General features: G+C 40.4%; 28 protein-coding genes and 1 tRNA gene. 23 read left to right on the top strand and 6 right to left on the bottom strand.

Annotated features, from left to right (window positions below; genetic code table 11):
* Positions 1–5: 5 nt before the first annotated feature.
* Together ABJL82_RS09880 and ABJL82_RS09875 are read left to right on the top strand one after the other, a co-directional pair.
* Positions 6–1,052 (top strand): DUF1611 domain-containing protein, encoded by a 1,047-nt coding sequence (locus ABJL82_RS09880; protein WP_347274563.1) that lies wholly within the window; start codon positions 6–8, stop codon positions 1,050–1,052.
* Positions 1,049–2,071 carry a dipeptide epimerase gene (locus tag ABJL82_RS09875; RefSeq protein ID WP_347274562.1) on the top strand — a complete coding sequence of 341 codons (1,023 nt, stop codon included), beginning with the start codon at positions 1,049–1,051 and terminating at the stop codon, positions 2,069–2,071. The genes ABJL82_RS09880 and ABJL82_RS09875 overlap by 4 nt, the downstream gene beginning before the upstream one ends.
* Before the next feature lie 192 nt (positions 2,072–2,263).
* Here the strand turns inward: ABJL82_RS09875 and ABJL82_RS09870 are convergent, their stop codons facing one another.
* The 6 genes from ABJL82_RS09870 to ABJL82_RS09845 all read right to left on the bottom strand — a co-directional run bounded on the left by ABJL82_RS09870 (position 2,264) and on the right by ABJL82_RS09845 (position 7,861).
* Positions 2,264–3,166 (bottom strand): formylglycine-generating enzyme family protein, encoded by a 903-nt coding sequence (locus ABJL82_RS09870; protein WP_347274561.1) that lies wholly within the window; start codon positions 3,164–3,166, stop codon positions 2,264–2,266.
* Between the two features lie 72 nt (positions 3,167–3,238).
* On the bottom strand, positions 3,239–3,610 hold the full coding sequence (locus ABJL82_RS09865; protein ID WP_347274560.1) for a hypothetical protein: 372 nt from the start codon (positions 3,608–3,610) through the stop codon (positions 3,239–3,241).
* Positions 3,611–3,720: 110 nt separating this feature from the next.
* Positions 3,721–4,848, bottom strand: a complete 1,128-nt coding sequence (gene leuB, locus ABJL82_RS09860) for a 3-isopropylmalate dehydrogenase (protein WP_347274559.1) — start codon at positions 4,846–4,848, stop codon at positions 3,721–3,723.
* Between the two features lie 143 nt (positions 4,849–4,991).
* Positions 4,992–5,543 carry an AmmeMemoRadiSam system protein A gene (amrA, locus tag ABJL82_RS09855; protein ID WP_347274558.1) on the bottom strand — a complete coding sequence of 184 codons (552 nt, stop codon included), beginning with the start codon at positions 5,541–5,543 and terminating at the stop codon, positions 4,992–4,994.
* A 79-nt stretch (positions 5,544–5,622) separates the two neighbouring features.
* On the bottom strand, positions 5,623–7,221 hold the full coding sequence (gene amrB, locus ABJL82_RS09850) for an AmmeMemoRadiSam system protein B (RefSeq protein WP_347274557.1): 1,599 nt from the start codon (positions 7,219–7,221) through the stop codon (positions 5,623–5,625).
* Positions 7,222–7,231: 10 nt separating this feature from the next.
* Positions 7,232–7,861 (bottom strand): VTT domain-containing protein, encoded by a 630-nt coding sequence (locus ABJL82_RS09845; RefSeq protein ID WP_347274556.1) that lies wholly within the window; start codon positions 7,859–7,861, stop codon positions 7,232–7,234.
* 396 nt (positions 7,862–8,257) lie between these two features.
* On the opposite strand from ABJL82_RS09845, the gene ilvD reads away from it, so the two are divergent.
* The 21 genes from ilvD to ABJL82_RS09740 all read left to right on the top strand — a co-directional run bounded on the left by ilvD (position 8,258) and on the right by ABJL82_RS09740 (position 24,082).
* A complete protein-coding gene (gene ilvD / locus ABJL82_RS09840) occupies positions 8,258–9,916 on the top strand; it encodes a dihydroxy-acid dehydratase (protein ID WP_347274590.1) in 1,659 nt (552 codons plus the stop codon).
* A 63-nt stretch (positions 9,917–9,979) separates the two neighbouring features.
* Positions 9,980–10,053, top strand: a tRNA-Gln gene (locus tag ABJL82_RS09835).
* A gap of 63 nt (positions 10,054–10,116) precedes the next feature.
* Complete coding sequence (locus tag ABJL82_RS09830; RefSeq protein ID WP_347274555.1) at positions 10,117–11,088, top strand: NTP transferase domain-containing protein; 972 nt, start codon at positions 10,117–10,119, stop codon at positions 11,086–11,088.
* Positions 11,089–11,097: 9 nt separating this feature from the next.
* On the top strand, positions 11,098–12,066 hold the full coding sequence (locus ABJL82_RS09825) for a ribose-phosphate pyrophosphokinase (protein WP_347274554.1): 969 nt from the start codon (positions 11,098–11,100) through the stop codon (positions 12,064–12,066).
* A gap of 27 nt (positions 12,067–12,093) precedes the next feature.
* Entirely contained in the window at positions 12,094–12,720 is a 627-nt protein-coding gene (locus ABJL82_RS09820; protein ID WP_347274553.1) for a 50S ribosomal protein L25, read from the top strand.
* Between the two features lie 26 nt (positions 12,721–12,746).
* The gene (gene pth, locus ABJL82_RS09815) at positions 12,747–13,301 is read left to right on the top strand and encodes an aminoacyl-tRNA hydrolase (RefSeq protein ID WP_347274552.1); all 555 of its coding nucleotides are present in this window, start codon (positions 12,747–12,749) and stop codon (positions 13,299–13,301) included.
* Positions 13,302–13,352: 51 nt separating this feature from the next.
* Complete coding sequence (gene rpsF, locus ABJL82_RS09810) at positions 13,353–13,766, top strand: 30S ribosomal protein S6 (protein ID WP_347274551.1); 414 nt, start codon at positions 13,353–13,355, stop codon at positions 13,764–13,766.
* A 103-nt stretch (positions 13,767–13,869) separates the two neighbouring features.
* Positions 13,870–14,310: a single-stranded DNA-binding protein gene (locus ABJL82_RS09805; protein WP_347274550.1), complete on the top strand. Its 441-nt coding sequence runs from the start codon at positions 13,870–13,872 to the stop codon at positions 14,308–14,310.
* Positions 14,311–14,348: 38 nt separating this feature from the next.
* Entirely contained in the window at positions 14,349–14,570 is a 222-nt protein-coding gene (gene rpsR / locus ABJL82_RS09800; RefSeq protein ID WP_099326081.1) for a 30S ribosomal protein S18, read from the top strand.
* Positions 14,571–14,584: 14 nt separating this feature from the next.
* The gene (rplI, locus tag ABJL82_RS09795) at positions 14,585–15,043 is read left to right on the top strand and encodes a 50S ribosomal protein L9 (protein ID WP_347274549.1); all 459 of its coding nucleotides are present in this window, start codon (positions 14,585–14,587) and stop codon (positions 15,041–15,043) included.
* A gap of 19 nt (positions 15,044–15,062) precedes the next feature.
* A complete protein-coding gene (gene dnaB / locus ABJL82_RS09790) occupies positions 15,063–16,406 on the top strand; it encodes a replicative DNA helicase (protein WP_347274548.1) in 1,344 nt (447 codons plus the stop codon).
* Positions 16,403–18,781, top strand: coding sequence for an outer membrane protein assembly factor BamA (gene bamA / locus ABJL82_RS09785; protein ID WP_347274547.1), 2,379 nt, complete (start codon positions 16,403–16,405; stop codon positions 18,779–18,781). Before dnaB ends, bamA begins: the two co-directional genes overlap by 4 nt.
* Before the next feature lie 2 nt (positions 18,782–18,783).
* Positions 18,784–19,419, top strand: a complete 636-nt coding sequence (locus ABJL82_RS09780; RefSeq protein ID WP_347274546.1) for an OmpH family outer membrane protein — start codon at positions 18,784–18,786, stop codon at positions 19,417–19,419.
* Positions 19,420–19,422: 3 nt separating this feature from the next.
* Positions 19,423–20,286 (top strand): UDP-3-O-acyl-N-acetylglucosamine deacetylase, encoded by an 864-nt coding sequence (gene lpxC / locus ABJL82_RS09775; protein ID WP_347274545.1) that lies wholly within the window; start codon positions 19,423–19,425, stop codon positions 20,284–20,286.
* Positions 20,287–20,492: 206 nt separating this feature from the next.
* Positions 20,493–21,359, top strand: coding sequence for an acyl-ACP--UDP-N-acetylglucosamine O-acyltransferase (gene lpxA / locus ABJL82_RS09770; protein WP_347274544.1), 867 nt, complete (start codon positions 20,493–20,495; stop codon positions 21,357–21,359).
* Positions 21,360–21,571: 212 nt separating this feature from the next.
* Positions 21,572–22,600: a Gfo/Idh/MocA family oxidoreductase gene (locus tag ABJL82_RS09765; RefSeq protein ID WP_347274543.1), complete on the top strand. Its 1,029-nt coding sequence runs from the start codon at positions 21,572–21,574 to the stop codon at positions 22,598–22,600.
* Between the two features lie 2 nt (positions 22,601–22,602).
* Entirely contained in the window at positions 22,603–22,806 is a 204-nt protein-coding gene (locus ABJL82_RS09760; protein ID WP_347274542.1) for a hypothetical protein, read from the top strand.
* A gap of 66 nt (positions 22,807–22,872) precedes the next feature.
* On the top strand, positions 22,873–23,094 hold the full coding sequence (locus tag ABJL82_RS09755) for a DUF1858 domain-containing protein (RefSeq protein ID WP_347274541.1): 222 nt from the start codon (positions 22,873–22,875) through the stop codon (positions 23,092–23,094).
* A 101-nt stretch (positions 23,095–23,195) separates the two neighbouring features.
* The gene (locus tag ABJL82_RS09750; protein WP_347274540.1) at positions 23,196–23,501 is read left to right on the top strand and encodes a cupin domain-containing protein; all 306 of its coding nucleotides are present in this window, start codon (positions 23,196–23,198) and stop codon (positions 23,499–23,501) included.
* A gap of 10 nt (positions 23,502–23,511) precedes the next feature.
* Positions 23,512–23,820, top strand: coding sequence for a hypothetical protein (locus ABJL82_RS09745; RefSeq protein ID WP_347274539.1), 309 nt, complete (start codon positions 23,512–23,514; stop codon positions 23,818–23,820).
* Between the two features lie 25 nt (positions 23,821–23,845).
* The gene (locus ABJL82_RS09740; RefSeq protein ID WP_347274538.1) at positions 23,846–24,082 is read left to right on the top strand and encodes a DUF2249 domain-containing protein; all 237 of its coding nucleotides are present in this window, start codon (positions 23,846–23,848) and stop codon (positions 24,080–24,082) included.
* Positions 24,083–24,124: the final 42 nt, after the last annotated feature.

Here is a 24,124-nt window from a genome sequence, read left to right as displayed (position 1 = left end):
TCCCAATGATTTCTACATCAAAACGCCGTCTTGTTATTTTAACAGAGGGAAAACTTGATATCCATAGTGCAAAGACTGCCGTCAGCATTGTTCGATATTGCAAAGATGACGTCGTTGCCATCATAGATCTCTATAATGCCGGAAAAGATCTTGAGTCAATCATTGGGATAGGAAAAGATATCCCGATTTTCAGTACGGTTAAGGAAACATTGCACCTCAAACCTGATTCACTCCTTATTGGAATTGCTCCTTTGGGTGGAGTATTGCCTATTGAATGGCAGGTACATATCAGAGACGCCCTGCAAAATAAACTCAATGTTATCAGCGGGCTTCATACCTACATCAGTGATGACCTTGAGTTTAGCAAACTTGCACAAGAGAATCAGTTGAACATTTATGACGTTCGAAAACCCCCTGAAAAATTACCCATTGGCACGGGAAAGGCAAAAGAGGTAAAGGCATTTCGGGTGCTTACTGTTGGCACGGATTGCAACATTGGCAAGATGGTTACCGCTATAGAGATTGCAAATGCCGCAAAAAAACGGGATATCGACGCCTGTTTTGTTGCAACCGGACAAACAGGTATTCTTATTGAAGGAAGCGGAATCGCCATAGATCATGTCCTGTCTGATTTTATCTCCGGTGCAACAGAAAAACTCATTCTTGACCGCGCTCAATACAATCTCTTGTGCATTGAAGGACAAGGCGCGGTAATACATCCTGCATATTCCGGTGTAAATGTAGGTTTGCTGCATGGTGCGCTTCCGCAGGGTATTATTATGTGTCATCAGCCAACCCGCAAAACACTACGTCATTTTGAAAACTTTCCTATTTTGCCTATTCAGCATATCATTGAACTTTACGAAAAACTGGTGCAACCGTTTCAATCCTGCAAGGTACTCGGTATATCGCTTAATTGCTATGGCATGTCTGATGAAGAAGCATTGCGGGAAATAGAAAAAACAGAACGGGAAATAAAACTGCCGGCTACCGACCCCATTAGATTTGGCGTTGACAAATTTTTAGAGGTCATTCAGCTCCTCTTACCATGAACATTTCTTTTCAGCCGTTAGACCTGGAACTAAAACACACATTCAAGATTTCAAGGGGAGCAAAAGACTCCCAGAGCAACGTCATTGTTTCTTTAACAGAAGAAGGCGGCGTTTCGGGCATTGGGGAAGCGGCTCCGTCTCTTTTTTTCAAAGAGAATTCAACAGGTGTTGTGGAAGCGTTTCGCCAATTCGCCGGCTTATTGAAAAACAGCGACATTTTTCATATTGAAGATATTACCAATCAGTTAAAAAAACATTTTCCAGCGAACGCGGCGGCACGCGCTGCAATTGACATAGCCCTCCATGATCTTGTATGTAAAATACTTAAAATACCTCTCTCCGCATTATTAGGGTTAAACCTTCATCACACAATGGCTACCTCCTTTACAATAGGCATGGACACGATGGAAAAGATGTGTGAAAAGATTGAAGAGGTTAAGGACCTTCCCGTCTTGAAAATAAAAGTTGGTTGTGATAATGATATAGAAATCCTTGAAGAGCTGCGTAAAATAACCCGGGCGGTTTTTCGTGTGGACGCTAATACCGGATGGAACAAAGAAGGGGCAATCAAAAGGTTGCATCGTATGGAAGAGCTTGGCGTTGAATTGGTGGAACAGCCTTTTCCTGTTGGCGATTTTGAGGCACTGGCGCATATTAAAGACAAAGTAAAAATTCCCATTTTTGCCGACGAAGAAGCGGTAGATTCAAAAGACATACCGCGATTGGCGGGTGTGGTGGACGGAATTAATATAAAGCTGATGAAATGCGGCGGCATTCGGGAAGCGCTGCGTATGATTCATACCGCGAGGGCCCATGGACTCAAAGTTATGATAGGCTGCAATATAGAGAGTTCTGTGTCTATTACCGCGGCAGCCCATTTAATGTCGTTGGCAGACTATATTGATCTAGATGGAAACCTGCTTGTTTCAAATGATCCGTATGAAGGAGTACATTTTGAGAAAGGACGGTTATCCTTGCCGGAAAGAGATGGTTTAGGTGTTCGATTGAAGGCTGGATAACTATTTTTATGGAATGGGATTATTCAATTGATTGTAATATTTTAATTTTCCCCAAGTTCCGAAGCCTTGGTCAAATGTTCAATGTAAAAGAATAGAGGCAAATGAGCAACAATTTGAGAATTGAACATTGAGAATTGAATATTAATTTTAAAAAAGATACTAATGGAGTTTTTCACGGTGTTTTTCAAAAAACTAAATTGTTACAATTGATTTAGCACAGCGAAACCCTATGATGTCGCTTTTAAATGAAGGCTCATCATAATCCCTGTTTGCGCAACGAATATGCACAATACCTGACCCATTCCAGGAACCGCCGCGAATGACCTTGCAGGTGGTGAGCGTTTTACTGAGGGAGGGTTTCAATTCATAAATAGAAACGCCTACCTCTTCCGGTCTTCCGGAATAAGGCTTTTCTTCAGGGACATCAGGCCCTTGAGGGTTTTTATCCGGAGCATTATGGTAGTATTGACTATCATACCAATCCTTAGTCCATTCCCAAACGTTTCCCGCCATATCAAAACATCCGTAAACGCTTTGTCCTTGTGGATATTGTGTCACCGGGGTTGATTTTTCAATTTTTGCTTCGGCGCAATTCAGACGTGTTTTGTCAAAATCATTTCCCCATGGGTATATTCTTCCGTCGGCGCCCCGGGCCGCTTTTTCCCACTCCGCTTCAGTAGGCAGCCTTTTCCCCGACCAATTGGCAAATGCTTCCGCCTCATACCACGAAATATTTACTGCCGGACAATCTTTATCACCTTGCAATATGGCGTCTATGTCATTACTACCCTGCGGATTGAAATCAATAATATACTGCCATCCTGCTTCTGACCAATACAACTTTTTTTTATACCCGTTTGCTGCAATAAATTGAGAAAATTGTGCATTGGTGACAGGGTATTTATCAATATAATAAGCACTCAAAAAAATCTCTCTTTGCGGTATTTCATTATTTAACCGGTACGTTTCGATGCTTTTATCCTGTTCCAATAATTTCTCTATGTCTTCCTTTGTACTCCCCATCAAAAACGTACCTTCAGGAATCAGGATCATATCTTCGAATAAAACATTTCCCGTTTCGCAAACCTTTATCATACTTTCGCAATTACCCCTTTCTGCAACAAAAAATTCAGCCAATAAAACCTTCTTTCCGGAGATTGTTTCATCCTAAAAAAGGAAAAGATAAACGATAATTCCAAAAACCGATATTATACCAAGAAAAACAAGGGATATATGGAATTCATCATCCTTACGCTGACATCTCCTGGAGTTTATCACCAGCCCTGTAACGCTTACACAAAGCCAAACGATCATTATATGAAAAAGATACGACGACAATTTCCGGTTCCATGTGCTGATTAACTGCATATTAAATTTCCTATCAAAGAACGACTCTATTTCTGGTATTGCAGCACCAAAAATCAGCAATGCAGTAATCATAAGTATCCAACTCGTCACAACAAACCACCGAAGAGACCTAACCCAAAAATCCGGCTTTCTGCGTTTGTTTTGGTAATTGACTGCTTCGTTTTTTTCCATAATTGCATTTTGTGAGTTTTCGCTCTTTTGCAAAATTGTTCGTACCGGTTCTATAATAAAAAGCAAATAAACAGTGTTTCATTCCTGTCAAAAAACATGAACACAGCATATCATTCTGTTTCTAATCCTGCATTGCTTAAATATTCTACGACCTTGTCTCCCATCTGGGATGTTGAAAGGATTTTTCCCTTTTGCGTAGTTTTATTTGCGAGATCTGCCGTCCGATAACCATTTTCCAGCGCCTTCATTATAGCCTCTTCAATAGCCTTTGATTCCCTATTAAGGCCGAATGCATATTTTAACATCATTGCCCCTGAGAGTATTTGCGCTAACGGATTGGCCTTATTCAGTCCGGCAATGTCAGGGGCGGAGCCATGAATGGGTTCAAAAAGCCCGAAGCCTGTTCTTGCAAGACTTGCGCTTGGAAGCATGCCAATGGAACCGGTAATGGCGGAAGCGAGGTCTGACAATATGTCCCCAAACATATTCCCGGTAACGATCACGTCGAATTGTTTTGGATTCGTTGCCAGTTGCATGGCAGCATTGTCCACATACATGTGATTAAGTTGTATCTGGGGAAAGTGGGCCTGAACGTATTCAGTGATTATCTTTCGCCATAATTTTGAACTTTCAAGGACGTTTGCTTTATCAACGGAGGTGAGTTTTTTGTTGCGTTTCATTGCGGCGTCACAGGCGACAGCCGCAATCCTTTCGATTTCCGGAACGGAATAAATCATGTAATCTACCGCGTAATTTCCCTGCATTGCTCCTTCGTGGAGGGTGAGGGTTTTTACCTTGTTTCTCCCAAAATATATTCCTCCCGTAAGTTCCCGGACAATCAGTATGTCAAGACCTCCTTCGAGGCGTTCTGATTTTAACGATGCCGCATCAGCCAACGGACCGAAAATTATTGCGGGACGCAGGTTTGCAAATAGATTATATGTGCCCCTTAAGGGAAGCAGCGCCCCGCGTTCCGGGGTAAGTTCCGGAGGTAAATTTTCCCATTTGGGGCCTCCAACCGCGCCAAAATAGATAGCATCTGAATTGTTGCAAACCTCTTTGGTTTCATCGGGCAGGGGGTGTCCGTATTTATCGTAAGCACAACCGCCTACCAGTGCTTCTTTGTAATCAAAGATATGGTCGAATTGTTTTGCTATTGCATCCAAAACTTTTAAACCCTCTTTCATTATTTCAGGGCCTATTCCGTCTCCTGCAAGCACCGCAATGCGTTTTTTCATTTATCAATCTCCATCTCTCATGTCATCAGCAATTAATAGTTAAAATGTAACAGTTTAGTTTTTTGAAATCGTAGGGGCGAAGCATTTGCAATAACTGGCATACATGCGTTCATGCCCAAACATGCAAATGCTTCGCCCCTGCTTTATCGGTCATCTTTGATTATTTCAACGGTAAAGGTATACATTTCGATGTCTCTGTGTTTCCAGGCTTCTTTGGGCAAACCCGCCTTGCCGGAGCAACAGTGGGAAAGGAATTCTTCTTTGCTCCATCCGGTTTCAGTTGCCACCTGGGGAAGAAAACATCCTGATTGAAAGCCTTTTTTGACGTATATGCCATGTTTCCCTAATTCAAAATCAAACGGGTCTGTGATACGTTTTAGCGGAGATAGGATGGAGAGTTCAATGCTAAGTTGGTCAAGTTCAGACGGGGTGACCGGATTGTCGAAAAAACGTGAATCTTCCGTCGCTGAGGAAATTGCCACCTCAGAAACAAGCTTGTAGAGTGGAATATCAGATACAAACCGGCCAATGCAGCCACGAAGCTTCCCCCGGTTTTTTATCGTGGCAAAAACCCCCTGTTTTGCCTGGATATCAGGATGGTCATAGGAAAAGTCCGGGGCAGGTTCTTTTTTTACCGCGGACGCGACGCTTTTTCTGGCAATTTCCAAGAGTATTTTTTTTGCAGTTTCTTCCAATGATACACTCCGGTAGAGAAAAATTTGTTTAATAAGGAAGCCTCAATACGTTTTGGGCAGAAACTGCAGGCAAACTATTTTAAATTCCCATTGCCTCGTGAAATATGTCTGCAGTGAAAACAAAGAACTCCATATTGTTGTCTCTCCAGGCATTTATGGGTAATCCGGCTTTTTTGCAGAGATGTTGAAGGGTTTCCGTTTTGTCCCATCCCTGTTCAGCGGCAACGTGTGGAAGAAATACTGCGTTTGCATATCCTTTGCGAATTACTATGCCTTCCTGTCCAACGGTAAACCCTTCGGGGCCGTTTATTTTTCTTGGCTGACTCAAAACGGAAATTTCTATATCAATGTCATTAATTTCTTCATGGGTTACCGGCAGAAATCTATTGTCTTTTGCAGAGGAGTTGATGGTATTTTCAACTACCTCCTGGTAAAGGGGGGTTTTGGGAAGGATATACCCAATGCACCCGCGCAATTGCCCCTGTTTTTTTAATGTTACAAACACGCCATATTTTTCGAAAAGCCTTGGCGTTTGTGTGAAAAGCTGCAAATCAATTTCAGGAGAAGCGCCTGTATTTGCATACGTTTCCAAAGTGTTTCTGGCAAGCGATAAGAGTGTTTTCTTTTCTTTTTCTGAAAGACAAATGGATTGCCCTTCCGTTTGTGGTTCTTCTTGCGGGTGATATTCGCCTGATTTGATTTCTGCGTCTTTTGTGAAAAGAATGGATGCGTAGCTAACGGAATAGACGAAATTATTTGTCTGATGCCCTGACGTATCGTAATGAAGAATGTGTCCTTTTGCACTATCGGGCAGTAGTTTTAAAAGAATTGAAATAGGCAATATTCCACAGGCATTTATTCCCGTTTGTTTTCTATATTCCCTGAGTCCGCCAAAATCTTTATTAAGAATCTTTTCAAAAGCGCCATAGTCAAGAATCTTTATGTTTTCTTCCACATTTTCTCTGAATGGTACATATCGGTACGCATCGCCGTAATGGGTAAAATCAGAACTGACGACGAGCAGTGTTTTGTCGTCCAGCAATGGCCGAATGGCTTCTGCAACTTTGTCAAAATCATTATCGACCAATATGCCAATCATGATGGGTACCAGATTAAAATCCCCCAAGGTCATTTGCAGGAAGGGTAGTTGCGTTTCTAAAGAATGTTCTCCCTTGTATGCGCCGTCATAATCTCCGAATAGCTTCAGAGGGCTGCTGTTGCGTTTATTTTTTGATTCTGCGGTGAAAGAGGTGTTAAGCAAATAATCACATGCTTTCTGGTCAATAGAAATTTTCCCTAAAGGTGTTTTATAGCTGTCTGCTTTTAATATTGAGGCGCCCCGGTATCTCCTCCCACTGTGGGAAGGGGAAAGTACAATCACCCTCTTAAATCCATGTCCCTTTATAGCGCTATAACCATAGGCTGCGACTTGTCCGGAATAAACATATCCAGCATGGGGGGATATGATTGCAAGGGGTCTTCCATTTGACTTTTGACTGGAAACCTCCTTTAGAAATTCATTTATTTGGTCTTTTAATGCCGCTTCATTGCCGGGGTAAAACTTCCCTGCGACTTGTGACTCCCATGTCTGAGGTGGTTCCGTTTCCGCAAGCAGTAAGGAAAAGGAAGATATTAAGGTAAATATGAAAAATGTGAATATAACCATTGTGTGTTTCATGGTACTTTCCTTATTTAAGTAATTTGATGACAAAAAAACCGGCTACTATCAATACGACAAAGGCAATGGAGATAATATTAAAATATTTTTCTATAAAATGTTTTATCTTTGGCCCAAAAATACAAATGAGAGCGGCAACTATGAAGAATCTTCCCGACCGGCTGATTGCTGACGCAATGAAAAATGTCCACAAATTAATTTTGCAAGCCCCGGCTGCAATTGTAAAGACTTTGTACGGGATTGGGGTAAACCCCGCAATGGCAACGGCGGAAAAGGCGTTGGTGTTGTATTGTTCTTTTACATAATCAAACTTTTCCATAAGCCCAAGGGTGGTGAGGATTGGTACTCCAACAAAATCAAACAACCCGAAGCCGATAAAATATCCAAAACCACCGCCCAATATGGACCCTGCGGAACAAATGGCGGCATATTTAAAGGATTTTCTTGCGATTGAGAATGCAAGTGCCATTAAGAGTACATCCGGGGGGATGGGAAAGAAAGACGATTCACAAAACGCCAGTGTAAATAAGGCAATGGAACCATAGGGGGTATGTGCCCAATGTAGAGTCCAGTCATACAGTCTTCTATGCAACCCTGCCCTTTTTATCTGTGATATTTGCAATTGCTCAGTATGGTCCATAAAATGCTCCTCGAATTTCCAGGGATTAATAATTAGTAATGAGATGAATGTTTATCCGGCTAGTTGTGTGAGACATTTTCTTCGGCTACCTATACGGCGCTAAACGCCTAATCTTAAAATATATACGGAATAAACATTATTGCCGCTCAAAAGTTTAAACGTGGTGTTATAGGGAAGTCAAGCGAAAATCCAGTTGTGGAAATATATTAGGGTGATTATTATTAAAATAGTTGATCTAAAAGAAGGGGAATCGCCATATTATTTTTGGTTTGTGGCTAATTATACTGCCAAAGCATAAGGCAGTTTTGATTTGACAATAGTAAGCTTTTCGCTATAATGAAAATTCACAATAATATAGGCAGATTAAGGTTTACATAGATTGGAATGACGATGGAATTGAGAAGCGATAAAATTACGAAAGGTCTTGAGCGTGTTCCTGCACGGGCACTTTTATACGCAACTGGTTTAAGCAAAGAGGATTTAGATAAACCGTTCATTGGAATAGCGAGCAGTTTTACCGACCTTATTCCCGGACATGTTCATATGCGTCCGCTGGAGAGGGCTATTGAAAAAGGCGTCCATGCGGGAGGAGGGGTAAGCTTTGTTTTTGGTATACCGGGTATCTGTGACGGCATTGCAATGGGGCATAGTGGCATGCATTATTCTCTTGCGTCAAGGGACCTGATTGCAGATATGATAGAGTGTGTGGTAAGCGCTCACTGTCTGGATGGGTTGGTGATGCTTACAAATTGCGACAAAATAACGCCGGGAATGTTAATGGCCTGCGCAAGATTGGATATCCCCGGGATTGTTGTTACTGCTGGCCCTATGATTTCCGGACGTTATGGAAAGCAAAAGTTGTCCTTGGTGAAAGATACCTTTGAAGCGGTAGGGAGAAGACGTAAAGGTGAAATTGACGATAAAGAATTGTCGTGTTTAGAGATGGATGCTTGTCCCGGAGCCGGGTCATGTCAGGGGCTATATACGGCCAACACCATGGCATGTGTATCGGAGGCGTTAGGTATGTCTCTGCCAAGATGCGCCGCTACTCTTGCAATTTCGGCGGAGAAGGAACGTATTGCCTATAAAAGTGGCCAACGGGTGGTAGATCTTGTAAGAAAAGATATTACTTCTAGAAAGATTATGACGCGTAAATCGTTTGAAAATGCGATCATGGTAGATATGGCTCTTGGCGGGTCAACAAATTCCTGTTTGCATATTCCCGCGATTGCAAACGAGGCTGGCGTGGAACTTAATTTGAAGTTATTTGACGAAATCAGCGCAAGAACGCCTCATATCACAAGTTTGCAGCCTGGCGGAGAATATTTGCTGGAAGATTTATATTATGCGGGCGGCATTCCTGCCGTAATGAATCGATTACAGGATGACCTGCACGATTGTATTACCGTAAGCGGGTTTAATACAAAAGAGATAGCGAAATCCGCCATAATTAACGATGGCGAGGTGATAAGGTCAAAGGACACCGCATATCATAAAGAAGGTGGGATAGCGGTTTTATACGGTAATTTATCTCCCGATGGTGCTGTGATAAAGCAGAGTGCCGTATCTGAAAACATGATGCAGTTTACTGGGAAGGCAAAGGTTTTCAATAGCGAAGAGGCTGCAATGAATGCAATTATGGATTCCATGATTAGCAAAGGCATGGTGGTGGTGATACGATATGAGGGTCCGCGCGGAGGGCCTGGGATGAGAGAGATGTTGTCTCCTACGGCGGCGATTGTGGGACTTGGGTTAGGAGAGTCCGTCGCTTTAATTACGGATGGGCGTTTTTCCGGGGGGACACAGGGGCCTTGTGTTGGGCATGTATCGCCTGAAGCGATGGTTGGGGGTCCCATTGCCTTGGTGGAGGATGGCGATGAAATAACGATAGATATTCCAGGTCGCACATTAAATTTGAATGTTTCGAAAGAAATTCTTACCCGTAGAAAGGAAGCATGGAAACCGCCAAAACCAAAAATAACACATGGGGTGTTGTCCCGGTATGCAAAATGTGTTACATCGGCGGATAAAGGCGCTGTGTTAACGGCGGAATAGTGCAGTATAACGCGATGTGCGATCCCATAGTATCATTGTATAAAAAATAATAGAGCAGAATGCTACCCGGTGGTGTAATGGTAACACTAGAGATTTTGGTTCTCTCATTGGAGGTTCGAGTCCTCCCCGGGTAGCCATTCTATTTTTAGGGAATGGGTAAGTTGCAGTAGTTTTATGATTTTGTGTATTGCAATACAAAGATGAAAAAGATTGCGGCAGTTATTTTGGCTGCGGGCAAGGGTACTCGAATGCGTTCACCATTGCCAAAGGTTTTGCATGAAGTATGCGGCAGCACCCTTCTTGAATGTGTTATTTGTTCTGTGCAAAAGGCTGAAATTCCCCGGATAATCATAGTAGTGGGTGACAAAAAAGAAGAAGTAGGAGAAAGTTTAGAGGGATTACCTGTTGAAATAGTAGAACAACGGGAACAATTAGGAACAGCACATGCCGTTGTTGCGGTAAAAGAGAGAATTAATAGTTCTGCGGATATCGTTTTAATTTTAAATGGCGATGCACCTCTTATTAAACCCCGGACACTGAAAAGGCTGATAAGCATAAATAATGAAACTGCGGCTGATGTTGTATTATTAACCGCACGCCTGGAAAAACCAAAAGGGTATGGGCGGATATATAGGGATAAAAATGGTAGTATAGCGAAAATTATAGAAGAAAGTGAAGCCGACGGTGATGTATTAGCAATTAATGAAATCAACGCGGGAATATATGCATTTAAAACGAAAGCCCTCCTTGAAGGATTGAGTGAGATTCAGCCACACAATAAAAAAGGGGAGTTTTATCTAACCGACATCATTTCACTATTGCACAATAAGGGGAAAAAAATAGAGGGAATTGTGGCGGATGACGCTGTTGAGGTGTTAGGAATAAATACCCAGCAAGAATTGGCAATCGTTAACAAAATAAGGCGTGATGATATTCTGCAGGGTTTTATGGAGAGCGGGGTAACTATAGTAGACACAGGAAGCACATTTGTTGAAAATAATGTAGAAATTGGGGCGGGAACGAAAATTTACCCCTTTTCTTATATAAGCAAAAATGTAGTTATTGGCCGGTATTGTCGTATAGGACCATTTGCATATTTGGAATCTGGCACGAAAGTGAGCGATGGTACAGAGGTAAAAAGCAGTGAGAGGAATGGAAAACAAGTTTTTTAAGGTAGAGAAATGGACAAAAAGAGAAGGATAGAAGAGTTAGATCATTTGAAAATTTTTTCCGGAAATGCAAATCCTGATTTGGCAAGAAAAATTTGCGAACACCTTTCGATCAATCTGGGGAATGCCTACGTTGGCCGTTTTCCCGATGGCGAAATTGACCTGAAGGTCAATGAGGATGTTCGGGGTGCAGACGTATTTTTGGTTCAACCAACATGCGCACCTGTCAATGAAAGCTTAACGGAACTTCTTATATTCATAGACTGTCTAAAGCGGGCATCTGCCGCGCGTATTACTGCGGTGCTGCCGTATTATGGTTATGCGCGAAAGGATAGAAAAGACGAAGGGCGTGTGCCAATAACGGCAAAATTGGTGGCAAATCTCATAACGACGGCGGGGGCGGACAGGGTTCTAACCCTTGATTTACATGCCGCTCAGATTCAGGGATTTTTTGACATTCCTGTAGACCATCTTCTGGCATTTCCTGTAATGATGAAATACTTTGAACAATTAAAGACAGAAGATTTGGTGGTGGTTACTCCCGATGTAGGAGGTATAAAACTCGCCAGGAATTATTCAAAGGGCTTGGGTGTGAAGATGGCAATCGTTGACAAAAGGCGGGTAGGGCCTGAAGAGACAGAGGTAGGTTTTATAATCGGAGAGGTTGCAAATAAAAATGTGATTATGATCGACGATTTAATTGCAACGGGCGGGTCTATTGCACAAGCGGCGCATGTCCTGAAAGAAAAAGGTGCGAGGGATATATATGTCGGAGCGACTCATCCGGTTTTTTGCGGTTCAGCGATAGGAAAATTGTCAGCTGCCCCGATAAAAGAAATAGTGATAACTGATTCGATACCGCTTTCTGAAAAAGCAAGAGCGACTGGCGATAAGTTTAAAGTGTTGTCTATTTCAGGTCTGTTAGGAGATGCGATCATGAGAATACATCATCATGAATCGGTAAGCTCTTTATTTGTTTAATAGGTTATTTTTAGGAGTTGTAAAACGATGGAAGTTTTAGAATTGAAGGCGGAAAAAAGAACATTAAAAAGAACTAAGGCGGTGAGAAAACTGAGGGCGACCGGACATATACCTGCAGTAGTTTACGGCCACAAAGAAGATAATGTGCTTTTGAGCGTTGATGGCGGTGAATTCGGGCGTGTTTTAAATGCCGGTGCTCGTATGATCAATCTGGCTTATGACAGGACAAAGGAGTCTGTTCTTATAAAAGATGTCCAATATGATAATCTTTCAGACAAGGTATTGCACGTAGATTTTGCGCGTGTTTCTATGGATGAAAGGGTAACTTTAAAAGTGCCAATAATACTGACAGGGAGTGCTGTTGGAGTGAAAGCAGGCGGTGTGTTAACCCAGACTATGAAAAATATAGAGATAGAATGTTTCCCTGCGGCTGTTCCTGAGGATATTAAGATAAATGTATCTGAACTTGAAATGGGTAAGTCTATACATGTCAAAGAATTACCTTCTATAGCAGGTATTAAATATTTATCCGATGCAGAAGCGGTTGTTGTTTCTGTGCATCATGCTGCGGAGGAAAAGGCGGTATCAGAAGAAGAATTGCTTGCCGGACCTGAAGTAATCACTAAAAAGCCGAAAGAAGAATCCGGCGCTTAAGAAAAATCGTAGTATGGAATTTGTTGATGAAGATGATAGTTGGATTGGGAAATCCCGGCGAGAAGTATTTAAGGACGAGACATAACCTGGGTTTTATGGTAATTGATGAATTTTCCCAACAACTGGGATTGGGAGGGTTTCAACATAAATTTCAATCTCTGTTTTGTAAAAAAGAAGTGGAACATGAAGAAATTATATTGCTAAAACCACAAACCTTTATGAATTTAAGCGGCATTGCAGTTCAGGAAGTGGCAAATATGTACAAATGTCAACCCAGGGATATTATGGTCGTATGTGATGATTTAGATCTCCCATTCGGCAAATTACGTATTCGGCGCGCCGGTGGCTGCGGCGGGCATCGTGGTTTGGAATCAGTTGCGTCATCTTTAGGGACTGCCGATTTCCCCCGTTTGAGAATAGGTATAGGACGTCCCAAATTTAATGATACGAGCCGTTTTGTCCTTTCAATGTTTTCTTCAGAAGAAGATGTTGAAATAGCGAAATTCCTTGAGGAAGCATGTAAAGCCTTGAAAACATGGGTTTACAAGGGGATAGAAGATTGTATGAATGAATATAACTAAATTTTTTGTTTTAAGTAAGGTTTTTATGAATAATGTTAGGAGGAAGAGAATTTGAGATTGTATGAAGGTTTGTTTCTGATTGACAATGTCCCCGCCAATTCCGACTGGGACGGCGTAGTAAAAAGTATTCACGATATTTTGGCAAAGAATGGTGCGGAAGTTTTAAAGACTGAAAAATGGGGAGAAAAAAAATTAGCGTATAAGATTAAAAGCCACAAACGCGGCACATACTTATTGATACATTTTAATGCTGAAAACACATCCATTACGCAGATGAAAAGGGATTTTCAGTTATCCGATTTTCTTATTCGGTCTTTAATACTAAGAGATACTATCATAGAAGAATTATCCGCTGCCGGCATTGAGGAAGGTTTTACAGAGAAAGAAGCTGAAAAAGAGCATAAAACGGAGGAAGTATTATCAACAGAAAAACGTGAACCTGTTTTAGCTGTTGGGGAAGTTTAACTTTAAATCTAGTCTTATTATAGAAAAGAAATCATCTCGTACTATAGATACTGACGGTCGTTTAAATAAGAAAAATTTTAGTTAGAGATAAAAGGAGTAAGGAATGGCAAGCCTTAATAAAGTATTTCTTATGGGAAACCTTACGAGAGATCCTGAACTGAGATATACCGCAGGAGGGTTGGCAGTGGCAAGTTTTGCGATAGCTGTGAGTAGCAAATGGACGTCCAAAACTGGGGAACAAAAGGACGAAGTTTGTTTTGTAGATGTCAGTATGTTTGGCAGGAGAGCCGAAGTTATTGGCGAATACTTCAGCAAGGGAAGCCCTATCTTTATCGAAGGCCGCTTGCAATTTAATCAGTGGGAAACAAAAGAAGGACAAAAGCGTAGTACATTGCGTGTAGTTGCGGATAATTTTCAGTTTATTGGAGGCGGCGCAGGCAAACGGCCAAAAGACGATTTGGGGCAATCACTGGATAGCGCAAATTTAGATACGACGTCTGAAAATATGGTTTCGGATATCAATGGTGAAGAGATACCGTTTTGAAGTAAACGTAGACATTTTTTATAAGAAGGTTAAATACTATGACAAGAAAAATATTTAATAAAACAAGCAAATGCAGATTTTGCAGAATGGGGGTTGAGGAGGTTGATTATAAGGACATCCAAAATTTACAGAAACTTGCAACTACCCGGGGGAAACTTTTTTCAAGAAAACGGTCGGGGAATTGTGCCCGGCATCAACGTTCTGTTAAAATGTCCATTAAAAGAGCAAGGTTTATGGCTTTGCTTCCATACGTAACTTAGGAGGGTATTTTTCCATGGAATTATTATTGACAAAAAATATTGACACGCTTGGCAGGATCGGTGATGTTGTTAAAGTAAAAAAAGGGTATGCGAGGAATTATCTGTTGCCCATGGGGATGGCCACTTACGTTACCGAAGGGAATTTGAAGCAACTGGAGAAGGCAAAAAAGAAAATTGAAATACAACTGAAAGAAGAATGCGAAAGATTGCGGGAAATTTTGGAGACTATTTCCAACGCTGTTTGCAGGATTCCTGCAAAGGTGAATGAAGAAGGAAGGTTGTTTGGATCCGTTACGTATGTTCATATAGCCGATGTGCTGAAGAAGCAGGGGATACCAATTGATGTGGATATGATTAAACTGGAAAATCCTATAAAGGAATGCGGCGAATATGATGTTGCGGTTGTGTTAAGCGCTGAAATGAAGACAACATGTAAAGTGCAAGTGGTGAATGAAGAAGAGGATGTTGTCTGATTTTTAAAAGGACAAATGTATGGCAGTAGAATCGGTGCTTGAACGTACGCTGCCTCAAAGTCTGGACGCCGAAATGAGTGTTATTGGCGCCATGTTGCTTGACAATGAGGTTATAAATGTAGTTGTGCCAATATTGAATAAGCAAAGTTTTTATAAAACGGCGCATCAGAGCATATACCAGGCCATAATAGACTTGTATGATAAGGGGCAGGCCATTGATTTGGTTTTGTTGCGGGAAGAGTTAAAGAAGCGTTCCTTGCTTGAGAATGTTGGCGGCGCAGAGTATTTGGTGGAACTTGAGGAAGCGGTTCCAACTATCGGAAATGTAGAGTATTATGCTAATATAGTACGGGAAAATGCCCTAAAAAGAAATCTCATTGAGGTTGCCGCAAATATTCAAAAACAGGCATTTGAAGGCGCCGTTGATACCGGCTTTTTACTTGATTCCTCTGAGAGGGCGATCTTTGAAATTACGCAGAAAAAATTTAACGCATCGTCCATTAAATTAAATGAAATACTGAAAGAAACCTTTAGCCGTATTGAGAATCTGCATGATAGGGAAAGCAGGTTAACGGGATTATCTACCGGATTTTTCGATTTCGATGACCTTACCTGCGGATTGCAGCCTTCCGAACTTATCATTATTGCCGCAAGACCCAGTATGGGGAAAACAAGTTTTGTTATGAATATTATCGAACATATCGGGGTGGTAGAAAAAAAACCGGCGGCAATATTTTCAATGGAAATGTCTGCCCAGCAATTGGCGCAAAATATGCTTTGTTCTCACTCAAAGATCGATGCGCATAAACTAAGAAAAGGATTTCTGGAGGATGATGATAGATTATGGAGCGCACTTTCAAATGGGTTAGGGTCTCTTTCCGAAGCACCTATTTTTATTGAAGATACACCTGGACTGACAATATTGGAAGTGCGTGCAAAGGCAAGGAGATTAAAAGCTCAATACGATATTCAACTAATTGCGGTAGATTATTTGCAATTGATGGAAGCGCCACGCGGAGAAAATCGCCAGCAGGAGATTTCTATAATTTCCCGGGGTTTAAAATCTCTTGCCAGAGAACTGGCAATACCGGTTATTGCGGTATCTCAGTTGAACAGGTCTGTGGAGTCGAGGGAGGGGCACAGACCAAGGATGTCAGATCTTCGTGAATCAGGGTCGATTGAACAGGATGCTGATGTTATTGCTTTGTTACACAGAGAAGATTATTTTAACCCCGAAAAAAAGGATGGTACCGCAGAACTGATTATTGCAAAACAGCGGAATGGGCCTACAGGAACGATAAAATTGACTTTTCTTTCACATTGTATGCGTTTTGAAAATTTCTCGTCTTTAGGAATCGAATGAAACCGGACAAGGTTTTATTAACTACCGCTAAGATAATTGTGGCACTTGTCTTGGTCTTGTGTTTTGTAAATGTTAAGGTTTCTTGCGATGAAAATCTTGATAAAAACACGCATATTCTAAAAAAAATTGAGGTCAGGGGAAACAAAAGGATTAGTAATGCTGCAATAAGAAGCGTTATCCGCTCGAAGGAAGGTGATGTGTATGATTCTAACCTGGTAAGTCAGGATGTGGATGCTATTTGGTCACTAGGGTTCTTTGAAAACATAGAGGTTGAAATAGAAGAGACAGCCGATGGATTAAACCTGATTTTCCTTGTCTCTGAACGTGCAGTAATTGACAAGATCCTGTTTTCAGGTAATAAAAAGATTAAATCCAAAAAATTGGCAAAAGAAATTGGGATAAGAGAGGGAGACGTATTAAAGCATCATCTGCTGAAGTTGGATGAAGATAAAATACGGGATTTATATAAGAAAAAATGTTTTTCCAGAATGCAGGTACATGCGGAGTCCAAGGTGGTAAATGGAGAAACAACGGTTATCTTTAATATAGAAGAAGGTCCCCGGATACGCATTGCCGATATTGATTTTAAGGGTAATACCAGTTATAAACCCAGAAAACTCCTTAAGCAAATGGAAACCCGCAAGAAGAGATTCCCGAAAATAATGTTTCCCGGAAGATTTGAACAAGATGTATTTGCATCTGATATGGTAAAAATTAAAGAGTTTTATATGAATAATGGATGGCTGGATGTTGATGTTGGATGGGAGATAACATATGAAAACGATGACAGTGAGATATACATTACCATACACGTAAAAGAAGGGAAAAGGTATTATGTAGATACATTAGAAATAAGCGGAACGACAATATTTACCGAGGATGAATTGAAAGCCGCATTAAAATTGAGAGAAGGCTTCCCTTTTTCTTTAGACGCGGTGGAAAAGGATACATATCAAATCCGGCTTGCATATGGTGCGCAGGGATATCTTGCAACGAGTGTTAATGAGAAACACATATTTGCTGCTGATGAAACTAAAGTAAAGGTATTTTTTAATATTGAGGAACGTGACAGGTACTATATAGACAAAGTAAAGATAATCGGAAACGATAAGACAAGGGACAATGTTATTCGCAGGCAGCTGACTTTTAATCCGGGCGAAAGGTTAAATGTTGAAAAAATACGTGATAGCCAGAGACGATTGGCAAACACGGGGTATTTTGATATGGAGTCTGGAATGCCTGCGGGAATTAGTTTTGAACAAGGCTCCGAGCCAAACAAGAAAAATTTGATAGTTGAAGTAAGAGAAGGAAGGACTGGCATGCTAAGGTTTGGCGGAGGGTATGGCGCAAATGTTGGAGCTTTTGGCGATATTTCATATACAGATAGAAATTTTGATATTCTTGATTTTCCAAAGGGGTGGAATGATTTTCTGAGCGGGAATGCATTTCGCGGCGCAGGACAAATATTAACATTGCGTTTCAGTCCCGGCTTTGAGAGAACTGAAATCCTTATGTCTTTGACTGACCCCTCGATATTTGATTCCCCTTACAGTGCGGGAGCAAGCTTATTCAACTATATCAGGTGGTATAGCCTTTATGAGCAAAAAAGCACCGGATCGAAGATCTCGTTGGGGAGAGAACTGGTGAGGGATACTTATGTAAGAGTAAGTCCGTCATTTGAATTGATTGGTATCGAAAGAAGGGACGACGAGGATGACACCCCGCAGGATGTATTAGATGTAGAGGGGGGTAATTGGAAGACGGGTGTTACGTTTTCTGCAGAGACAAATAAAACAGATAATATGTTTATGCCAACAAAAGGATATACAATTAGTACATCGCTCGAGGTTGCCGGCTTAGATGTAGATATTGTAAAATATGATGTAAAGGCAAAAAAATATACTACACTTTTTGACATACCTAAGTGGGGAAAACATGTTGTGGCTTATGGGGGAACCATTGGGTTGGTCGAGTCCACATCGGGAGAAGATGTTCCGATATTTGAAAGATTTTATGCGGGAGGTTATGGGTCTATTCGGGGTTTTAAATACAGAGGTGTTGCACCCATTGATGAGAAAACAGATGAACAGGTAGGTGGGGAACTTTTAATGTTGCTTAATACTGAATATTTGGTGCCGTTGTATAAAGATATTGTTCGTATGGCAGTATTTGTTGATGCAGGAAAAGCAGATGAATCTTTGGCGGATTTCAATTTTGATCGTTTCAGGATGTCGGGAGGGCTTGGTTTAAGGTTGAGTATTCCTTTCCTCGGCCAATCAACCATTTCAATTGATTATGGTGTTCCAATAATGAAAGAAGAAGGGGATGAAACCCAGGGATTTTCATTTAATTTTGGGGGGGGCAGCAGCTTTTAAGTATGAAATATAAAAATTATTTGAATGGTATAAAGTGTATTTCTGTTTGTGTTGTAATTATTGCGAGTTTATGCGTGGTTTTGACTAATCAGGTGAAGGCTCAAAATGTTAATGCTCCTGCAAGTGGTTTAAAAATCGGAGTGGTAGATTTAAACATTGTGTTTGAAAAATATGAAAAACGAAAACAATATGATGCTGATTTAAGAGAAGAAGAAAAATCATATCAAACCAAAATCAATGATAAAAAAAAGGAACTGGTGGGTCTGAAAGACAAAATACAACTGTTGGACCTTGGGAGCAAGGATAGAAAAAAGTATGAAGAAGAATTTGAAAGGAAAAATATAGAATTGGAATCTTATGCGAAAGTTGCAGAAAAGAGCCTGATGAGAACGTATAAAGAATCGTTTGAACGGTTGTATTCGGAAGTTTTAAGGGAGATAGAGGCGATAGGAAAGCAAAATCGTTACGATTTGATTATTAAAAAGGAAGATGCTGAATTACAAAGTGGGGGTATTTCTGAAATGCAATTTAAAGTAGGGATAAAAACTGTTTTATATCACTCTGATGGCGTAGATATTACAAATCATGTAATAGATCTGTTAAACAAAAAATATTCCAAGGCAGACAAAGGGAAATAGTTTTTGGATAACTTGCAAAAAACAATAGGGCAACCTGTAGAGTGTTCTGGCTGGGGCATGTTTCGGGGGGAAAGTGTCCGAATTAAGTTTAAACCAGCCCCGGTGAATTCTGGAATACATTTTGTGCGTGTCGACCTGCCATCTCGTCCAATAATACCCGCGAATGTTCACTTCTTATCAAACACTGCAAAACGCATTTTTTTGAAGAAGGATGATGCCGAAATTGAAGGGATAGAGCATGTAATGGCCGCACTTGCCGGATTAGGCATTGACAATATAGAAATTGAAATCCATGGACGGGAAATGCCTGCAGGCGATGGAAGCGCCAAATATTTCATGGATATCCTGAAGGAGGCAACCGTTGTTGCATTGGGAGGGGAAAAACATATATTTATAATTCAAGAGCCGATTATGGTGCGCAATGGAAATGCAAGTATTATAGCGTTGCCTATTAATGAGGGATTGTTGCTTTCCTATACTTTGGACTTTGATGGTTTTTTTATAGATCCGCAAACATATGAAATTGAATTTAATGAAGAAAATTTTTCCAGAGAAGTTGCTTCCGCCAGAACGTTTGGCCTGAGTACATACGTAGAAGAATTCAAAAAGCTTGGGCTGGGAAAAGGCGTCACGGATGATAATAGCTACGTAATACAGAAAGATGGAAAGATAACAAAACCTCTTTCTCTGAGTCCCGCAGAATTACGGTTTCCGAATGAACATGTAAGGCATAAAATTTTGGATCTTATAGGAGATCTTTATTTGGCCAATGTTGTTCTTAAGGGGCACATCGTGGCAAAAAGATCCGGACATTTCCTAAACGCAGAATTAGCAAGAAAAATAGCAAATATCGCATGTAAGGCATGAATTATTGTCTGAATCTTACATAATACTTTTAGTATCTTCCTTTGTAATCGCTAATAAATGAAGGCTTAGAGAGAATGCGATGTTTCTGGTTTTAAACAAATGGATTAAATCCACCTTTTGTATAAAACGATGGCAGCAACCGTTCAAGGTTGCGTTTATAAGGTACACTATTTAGTGGTAAGCAATGAGGCAAGATTCAGGTATGAATGAAATGGCCTGAGCATTTTAAGAAAACAAAGAAACGGGGAGACGCAATGAAAATTCATCGATGGGCACTTGTTCACCCCGGTGCTAAATTAGGCCGCGATGTCGAAATTGGTCCTTTTTCTGTTGTCGGTGAAAATGTTACTATCGGCGATGGGACCGTAATAAAGAATAATGCAACGGTAATTGGACATACTACAATAGGGAAAAATAGTGTTATTTATCCAAATGCGGTATTGGGCGCTGAACCACAAGATCTTAAGTATTGCGGAGAACAATCTTTGCTGCTTATGGGAGATAATAACACTGTGAGAGAAGGGGTTACTATTAACAGAGGTACCGCTGGCGGTGGTGGGAAAACGATAATAGGCGACAATTGCTTTTTTATGGCTTGTTCGCATGTAGCCCATGATTGCTTAATAGAAAATAACGTCCTTTTGGCGAATGGTGTATTATTGGGAGGACACGTTGTATTGGAAAAAGGGGTTAAACTTATGGGTTTGGTAGGTATACAACCATTTGTGACGATAGGTCGTTTTGCTTATGTAGGCGGACACACAAGAATCGTTCAGGATGTGCCTCCATACGTAATAATTGAAGGGCACCCGGCAAGAATAAGGCAGGTTAATGTAATTGGGCTGGAAAGAGAGGGGTTTTCCGGAGAACAAATTGATAAGATTAAAGATTCATTCCGTGTATTATTTCGTTCTGATGAGTTAAATAGAAATAAAATTTTGGGGCAATTAGAGAAACAAGAATACATTTCACCTGAAGTTGAATATCTGATTACATTTCTAAGAAATATTGAAAAAGGTAAGCATGGGCGTTATAGAGAAATACTGAGAGTCCCACCCCAGTTAACAATTTAGTTTTCTGAAAAACTCCAATAAAAGTAATGTTTTTTCGTGTCCCGTGTACCCACGCAAATGTTTTGCCCCTGCCCTGAAACTATACCAGGACGCTGAATTTTTTTTCACAAAACTAAATATCGCCATATATAATTGTTCAGTAGTCTGGCGTATTTCTCAACCAGGTTAAAAATAAGAAGAGGGTATGTTTTTGGCAATTTTAGAAGGTAAGTATGCATAAGTTAAAGGTGGCGGTAATAGGTGTTGGCCATTTAGGTAAAGAACATGCCAGGGTATTTGCCGAATTACCAGGCGTCGAATTGGTTGCAGTGGTTGATGTACTGAACAAGCAAGCAGAAAAAATAGCCCGGAGCTATGATACGCAATGGTATGTAAATTATAAGGATGTAATAGATAAGGTTTCTGCCGTAAGTATTGCCGTTCCCACAAAATCGCATTACGCAATTGCTAAAGACTTCCTTACTCATGGTGTTCACGTTCTCGTTGAAAAACCAATGACAGGAACTGTGTCTGAAGCGAAAGAGTTAATAAGTCTAAGCAAGAAGAAAGGACTTGTGCTTCAGGCGGGGTATATTGAGAGGTTTAATCCGGTTATTGTTGCAATAAAAAAACTATCTTTCAATCCAAGATTTATAGAGTGCCATCGTTTAAGTCCCTTCACATTTCGATCTGCTGATATAGGTGTTGTCCTGGATTTAATGATACATGACATAGATATAATACTGAATATGACAGGCTCAAAGGTGAAAAAAATTGATGCTGTTGGCGTAAATGTTATTGCCGACAAAGAGGATATTGCAAATGCACGAATTCAATTTCAGAATGGCTGTGTGGCAAACATCACTGCCAGCAGGGTGTCTATTCAGCCTATGAGGAAAGTGAGATTATTTTCTGAAGACTCATATATTTCCATTGATTATCAGAAGAAAGAAGGGTTAATATATAAAAAATCCCCCAAACTAACCCTCAGTGCGCTTAATATTTCAGAGATGGATGTTTCGACCATTGCAGACCTAAAAAGCTATGTGTTTGGAGATTTGCTAAAGGTAGAACATATTAAAATGGATGATTACGAGCCACTAAAAAAAGAACTAGAGTCTTTTGTTACGTGTGTTTTGGAAAACAAGGAACCGGAAGTTTCCGGGGAAGAAGGTTTAAAGGCAATAGAGGTTGCAAATGATATTTTGCAGGAGATAGAAAGAAATCTTGCGCACTCACACGCAAAATGTATGGAGGATTAAATATGGAGTCCTTTGATTTTCTACATATCGATGCAGAAATAGTTGAGGGTAAGATTGTTGGTAGGGCAGACGGTATGTTGGGTCATATGCTGCAGCCTTATGTTGGTCAATTCTTCGAAAAGATGAATTCTCTTAAGGTTATTGCCCGCGTGAATGGCATGAATGTCTACAACCTTTATAACCCCCTCATGCCAGGCATAGAATAGGGCCAATTAAATAAAACAAAAAAGAGCAGATAGAGTTGTCATCCGATTATTTTTGGGAGGTGAAATATGGAGAAAGAAGTTCTTATTACAAAAAAAATGAGTACAGGGGAAGTTACAAAGAAATATCCTGCGACTAAAGAAGTTTTTACAAAGTATTTTGGAAAGGGTTGTTTTGATTGCCCCTCTTTTGGTACGGAGGATATAAATTTGGCATGTATGATGCATAATACGGATGTTAATAAATTTGTACAGGAGCTAAATGAAGCCGCATCTAAGGAAAATAAATAAGACATAATAATTAAATAGCCTGTGCATCTGCAAACGGAAAAAATAGTTGATAAACATATAATTTAATTTTTAAAAAGATTTAAGAGGAAGATAGATAAACATTGAAACATATTAACCTGCAAGAAAAAATAACATTCCACAAAGATCATTTTATCCCCAATATTCTTTATGCCTCTCCGAAAGTAAAAATGCCTCTCATTTGCATGGAGCAGGGGCAAGTAATTCCGCCCCATTCCGGGAATTCTGTAGGTATATTTTTTGTGAAGGAGGGCAAAGGGATTTTTACCTTGGATGATGAGAAAATTACAATGGAAAAAGGAATGGTTATTGTTGCACCTGAGGGTTCTTCGAGGGGAATGAAGTGTATTGAAAGAATGGTCGTTTTAGCAGTAAGCGCAGGAGGGTAGATGTATTAACATGGGTAAAATAGTTTTAGAAGAAAAAGTAAAATTTTCACAGCAGAGTTATCTATCGGATACATTATTTAAGAGTAACAACCTCCTGCTGGAATTGTTGTGCATGGAAGAAGGCCAGGAAGTTATATCGAAAATAACAAATTCTCAGATAATTCTCTTAGTGGTTTCGGGCAATGGTTCTTTAACGCAGGGGTCTGATACCTGTAGCCTTAAGGTGGATTCGTTATTAATTTTTGAAGGCGTTGAACAGTTTGAAATAAAAGCAAGTAAACAAATGACTATATTGCAGTATGTTATACCGCCACCGTAAGAAATATTTTTAAGAAGGAGAATAGATGAATATTGAAGACCGAATTATACTGGACGTGAGAAATATTATACCAAGAGAGCGACATCCAAAAATTTTTAATACGTTTGACGGATTAAGAACGGGAGAGATGATGGTATTGATAAATGATCATGACCCAAAACCTTTAAAATATCAATTAGAAGCGGAGCGTCCCGGTCAAATGGAATGGAAATATATCGAGCAAGGACCGGATATCTGGAAGGTTGAGATAGTAAAAAAGTAATGATTTTCAGCAAGGAAAGTTAATTAATGTACAAAGGAGGCA

The sequence above is a fragment of the Candidatus Kuenenia sp. genome (genome assembly GCF_039794105.1).
GTDB lineage: Bacteria > Planctomycetota > Brocadiia > Brocadiales > Brocadiaceae > Kuenenia.
This window is presented reverse-complemented; position numbering and strand designations above follow the sequence as displayed.

What these genes read in the sequence shown, in the direction of transcription:
- ABJL82_RS09880 (WP_347274563.1), top strand. Translation starts at nt 6, where the DNA reads ATGATTTCTACATCAAAACGCCGTCTTGTTATTTTAACAGAGGGAAAA.
- ABJL82_RS09875 (WP_347274562.1), top strand. Translation starts at nt 1,049, where the DNA reads ATGAACATTTCTTTTCAGCCGTTAGACCTGGAACTAAAACACACATTC.
- ABJL82_RS09870 (WP_347274561.1), bottom strand. Translation starts at nt 3,166, where the DNA reads ATGATAAAGGTTTGCGAAACGGGAAATGTTTTATTCGAAGATATGATC.
- ABJL82_RS09865 (WP_347274560.1), bottom strand. Translation starts at nt 3,610, where the DNA reads ATGGAAAAAAACGAAGCAGTCAATTACCAAAACAAACGCAGAAAGCCG.
- leuB (WP_347274559.1), bottom strand. Translation starts at nt 4,848, where the DNA reads ATGAAAAAACGCATTGCGGTGCTTGCAGGAGACGGAATAGGCCCTGAA.
- amrB (WP_347274557.1), bottom strand. Translation starts at nt 7,221, where the DNA reads ATGAAACACACAATGGTTATATTCACATTTTTCATATTTACCTTAATA.
- ABJL82_RS09845 (WP_347274556.1), bottom strand. Translation starts at nt 7,861, where the DNA reads ATGGACCATACTGAGCAATTGCAAATATCACAGATAAAAAGGGCAGGG.
- ABJL82_RS09830 (WP_347274555.1), top strand. Translation starts at nt 10,117, where the DNA reads ATGAAAAAGATTGCGGCAGTTATTTTGGCTGCGGGCAAGGGTACTCGA.
- ABJL82_RS09825 (WP_347274554.1), top strand. Translation starts at nt 11,098, where the DNA reads ATGGACAAAAAGAGAAGGATAGAAGAGTTAGATCATTTGAAAATTTTT.
- ABJL82_RS09820 (WP_347274553.1), top strand. Translation starts at nt 12,094, where the DNA reads ATGGAAGTTTTAGAATTGAAGGCGGAAAAAAGAACATTAAAAAGAACT.
- pth (WP_347274552.1), top strand. Translation starts at nt 12,747, where the DNA reads ATGAAGATGATAGTTGGATTGGGAAATCCCGGCGAGAAGTATTTAAGG.
- ABJL82_RS09805 (WP_347274550.1), top strand. Translation starts at nt 13,870, where the DNA reads ATGGCAAGCCTTAATAAAGTATTTCTTATGGGAAACCTTACGAGAGAT.
- rpsR (WP_099326081.1), top strand. Translation starts at nt 14,349, where the DNA reads ATGACAAGAAAAATATTTAATAAAACAAGCAAATGCAGATTTTGCAGA.
- rplI (WP_347274549.1), top strand. Translation starts at nt 14,585, where the DNA reads ATGGAATTATTATTGACAAAAAATATTGACACGCTTGGCAGGATCGGT.
- dnaB (WP_347274548.1), top strand. Translation starts at nt 15,063, where the DNA reads ATGGCAGTAGAATCGGTGCTTGAACGTACGCTGCCTCAAAGTCTGGAC.
- bamA (WP_347274547.1), top strand. Translation starts at nt 16,403, where the DNA reads ATGAAACCGGACAAGGTTTTATTAACTACCGCTAAGATAATTGTGGCA.
- ABJL82_RS09780 (WP_347274546.1), top strand. Translation starts at nt 18,784, where the DNA reads ATGAAATATAAAAATTATTTGAATGGTATAAAGTGTATTTCTGTTTGT.
- lpxA (WP_347274544.1), top strand. Translation starts at nt 20,493, where the DNA reads ATGAAATGGCCTGAGCATTTTAAGAAAACAAAGAAACGGGGAGACGCA.
- ABJL82_RS09765 (WP_347274543.1), top strand. Translation starts at nt 21,572, where the DNA reads ATGCATAAGTTAAAGGTGGCGGTAATAGGTGTTGGCCATTTAGGTAAA.
- ABJL82_RS09760 (WP_347274542.1), top strand. Translation starts at nt 22,603, where the DNA reads ATGGAGTCCTTTGATTTTCTACATATCGATGCAGAAATAGTTGAGGGT.
- ABJL82_RS09755 (WP_347274541.1), top strand. Translation starts at nt 22,873, where the DNA reads ATGGAGAAAGAAGTTCTTATTACAAAAAAAATGAGTACAGGGGAAGTT.
- ABJL82_RS09745 (WP_347274539.1), top strand. Translation starts at nt 23,512, where the DNA reads ATGGGTAAAATAGTTTTAGAAGAAAAAGTAAAATTTTCACAGCAGAGT.
- ABJL82_RS09740 (WP_347274538.1), top strand. Translation starts at nt 23,846, where the DNA reads ATGAATATTGAAGACCGAATTATACTGGACGTGAGAAATATTATACCA.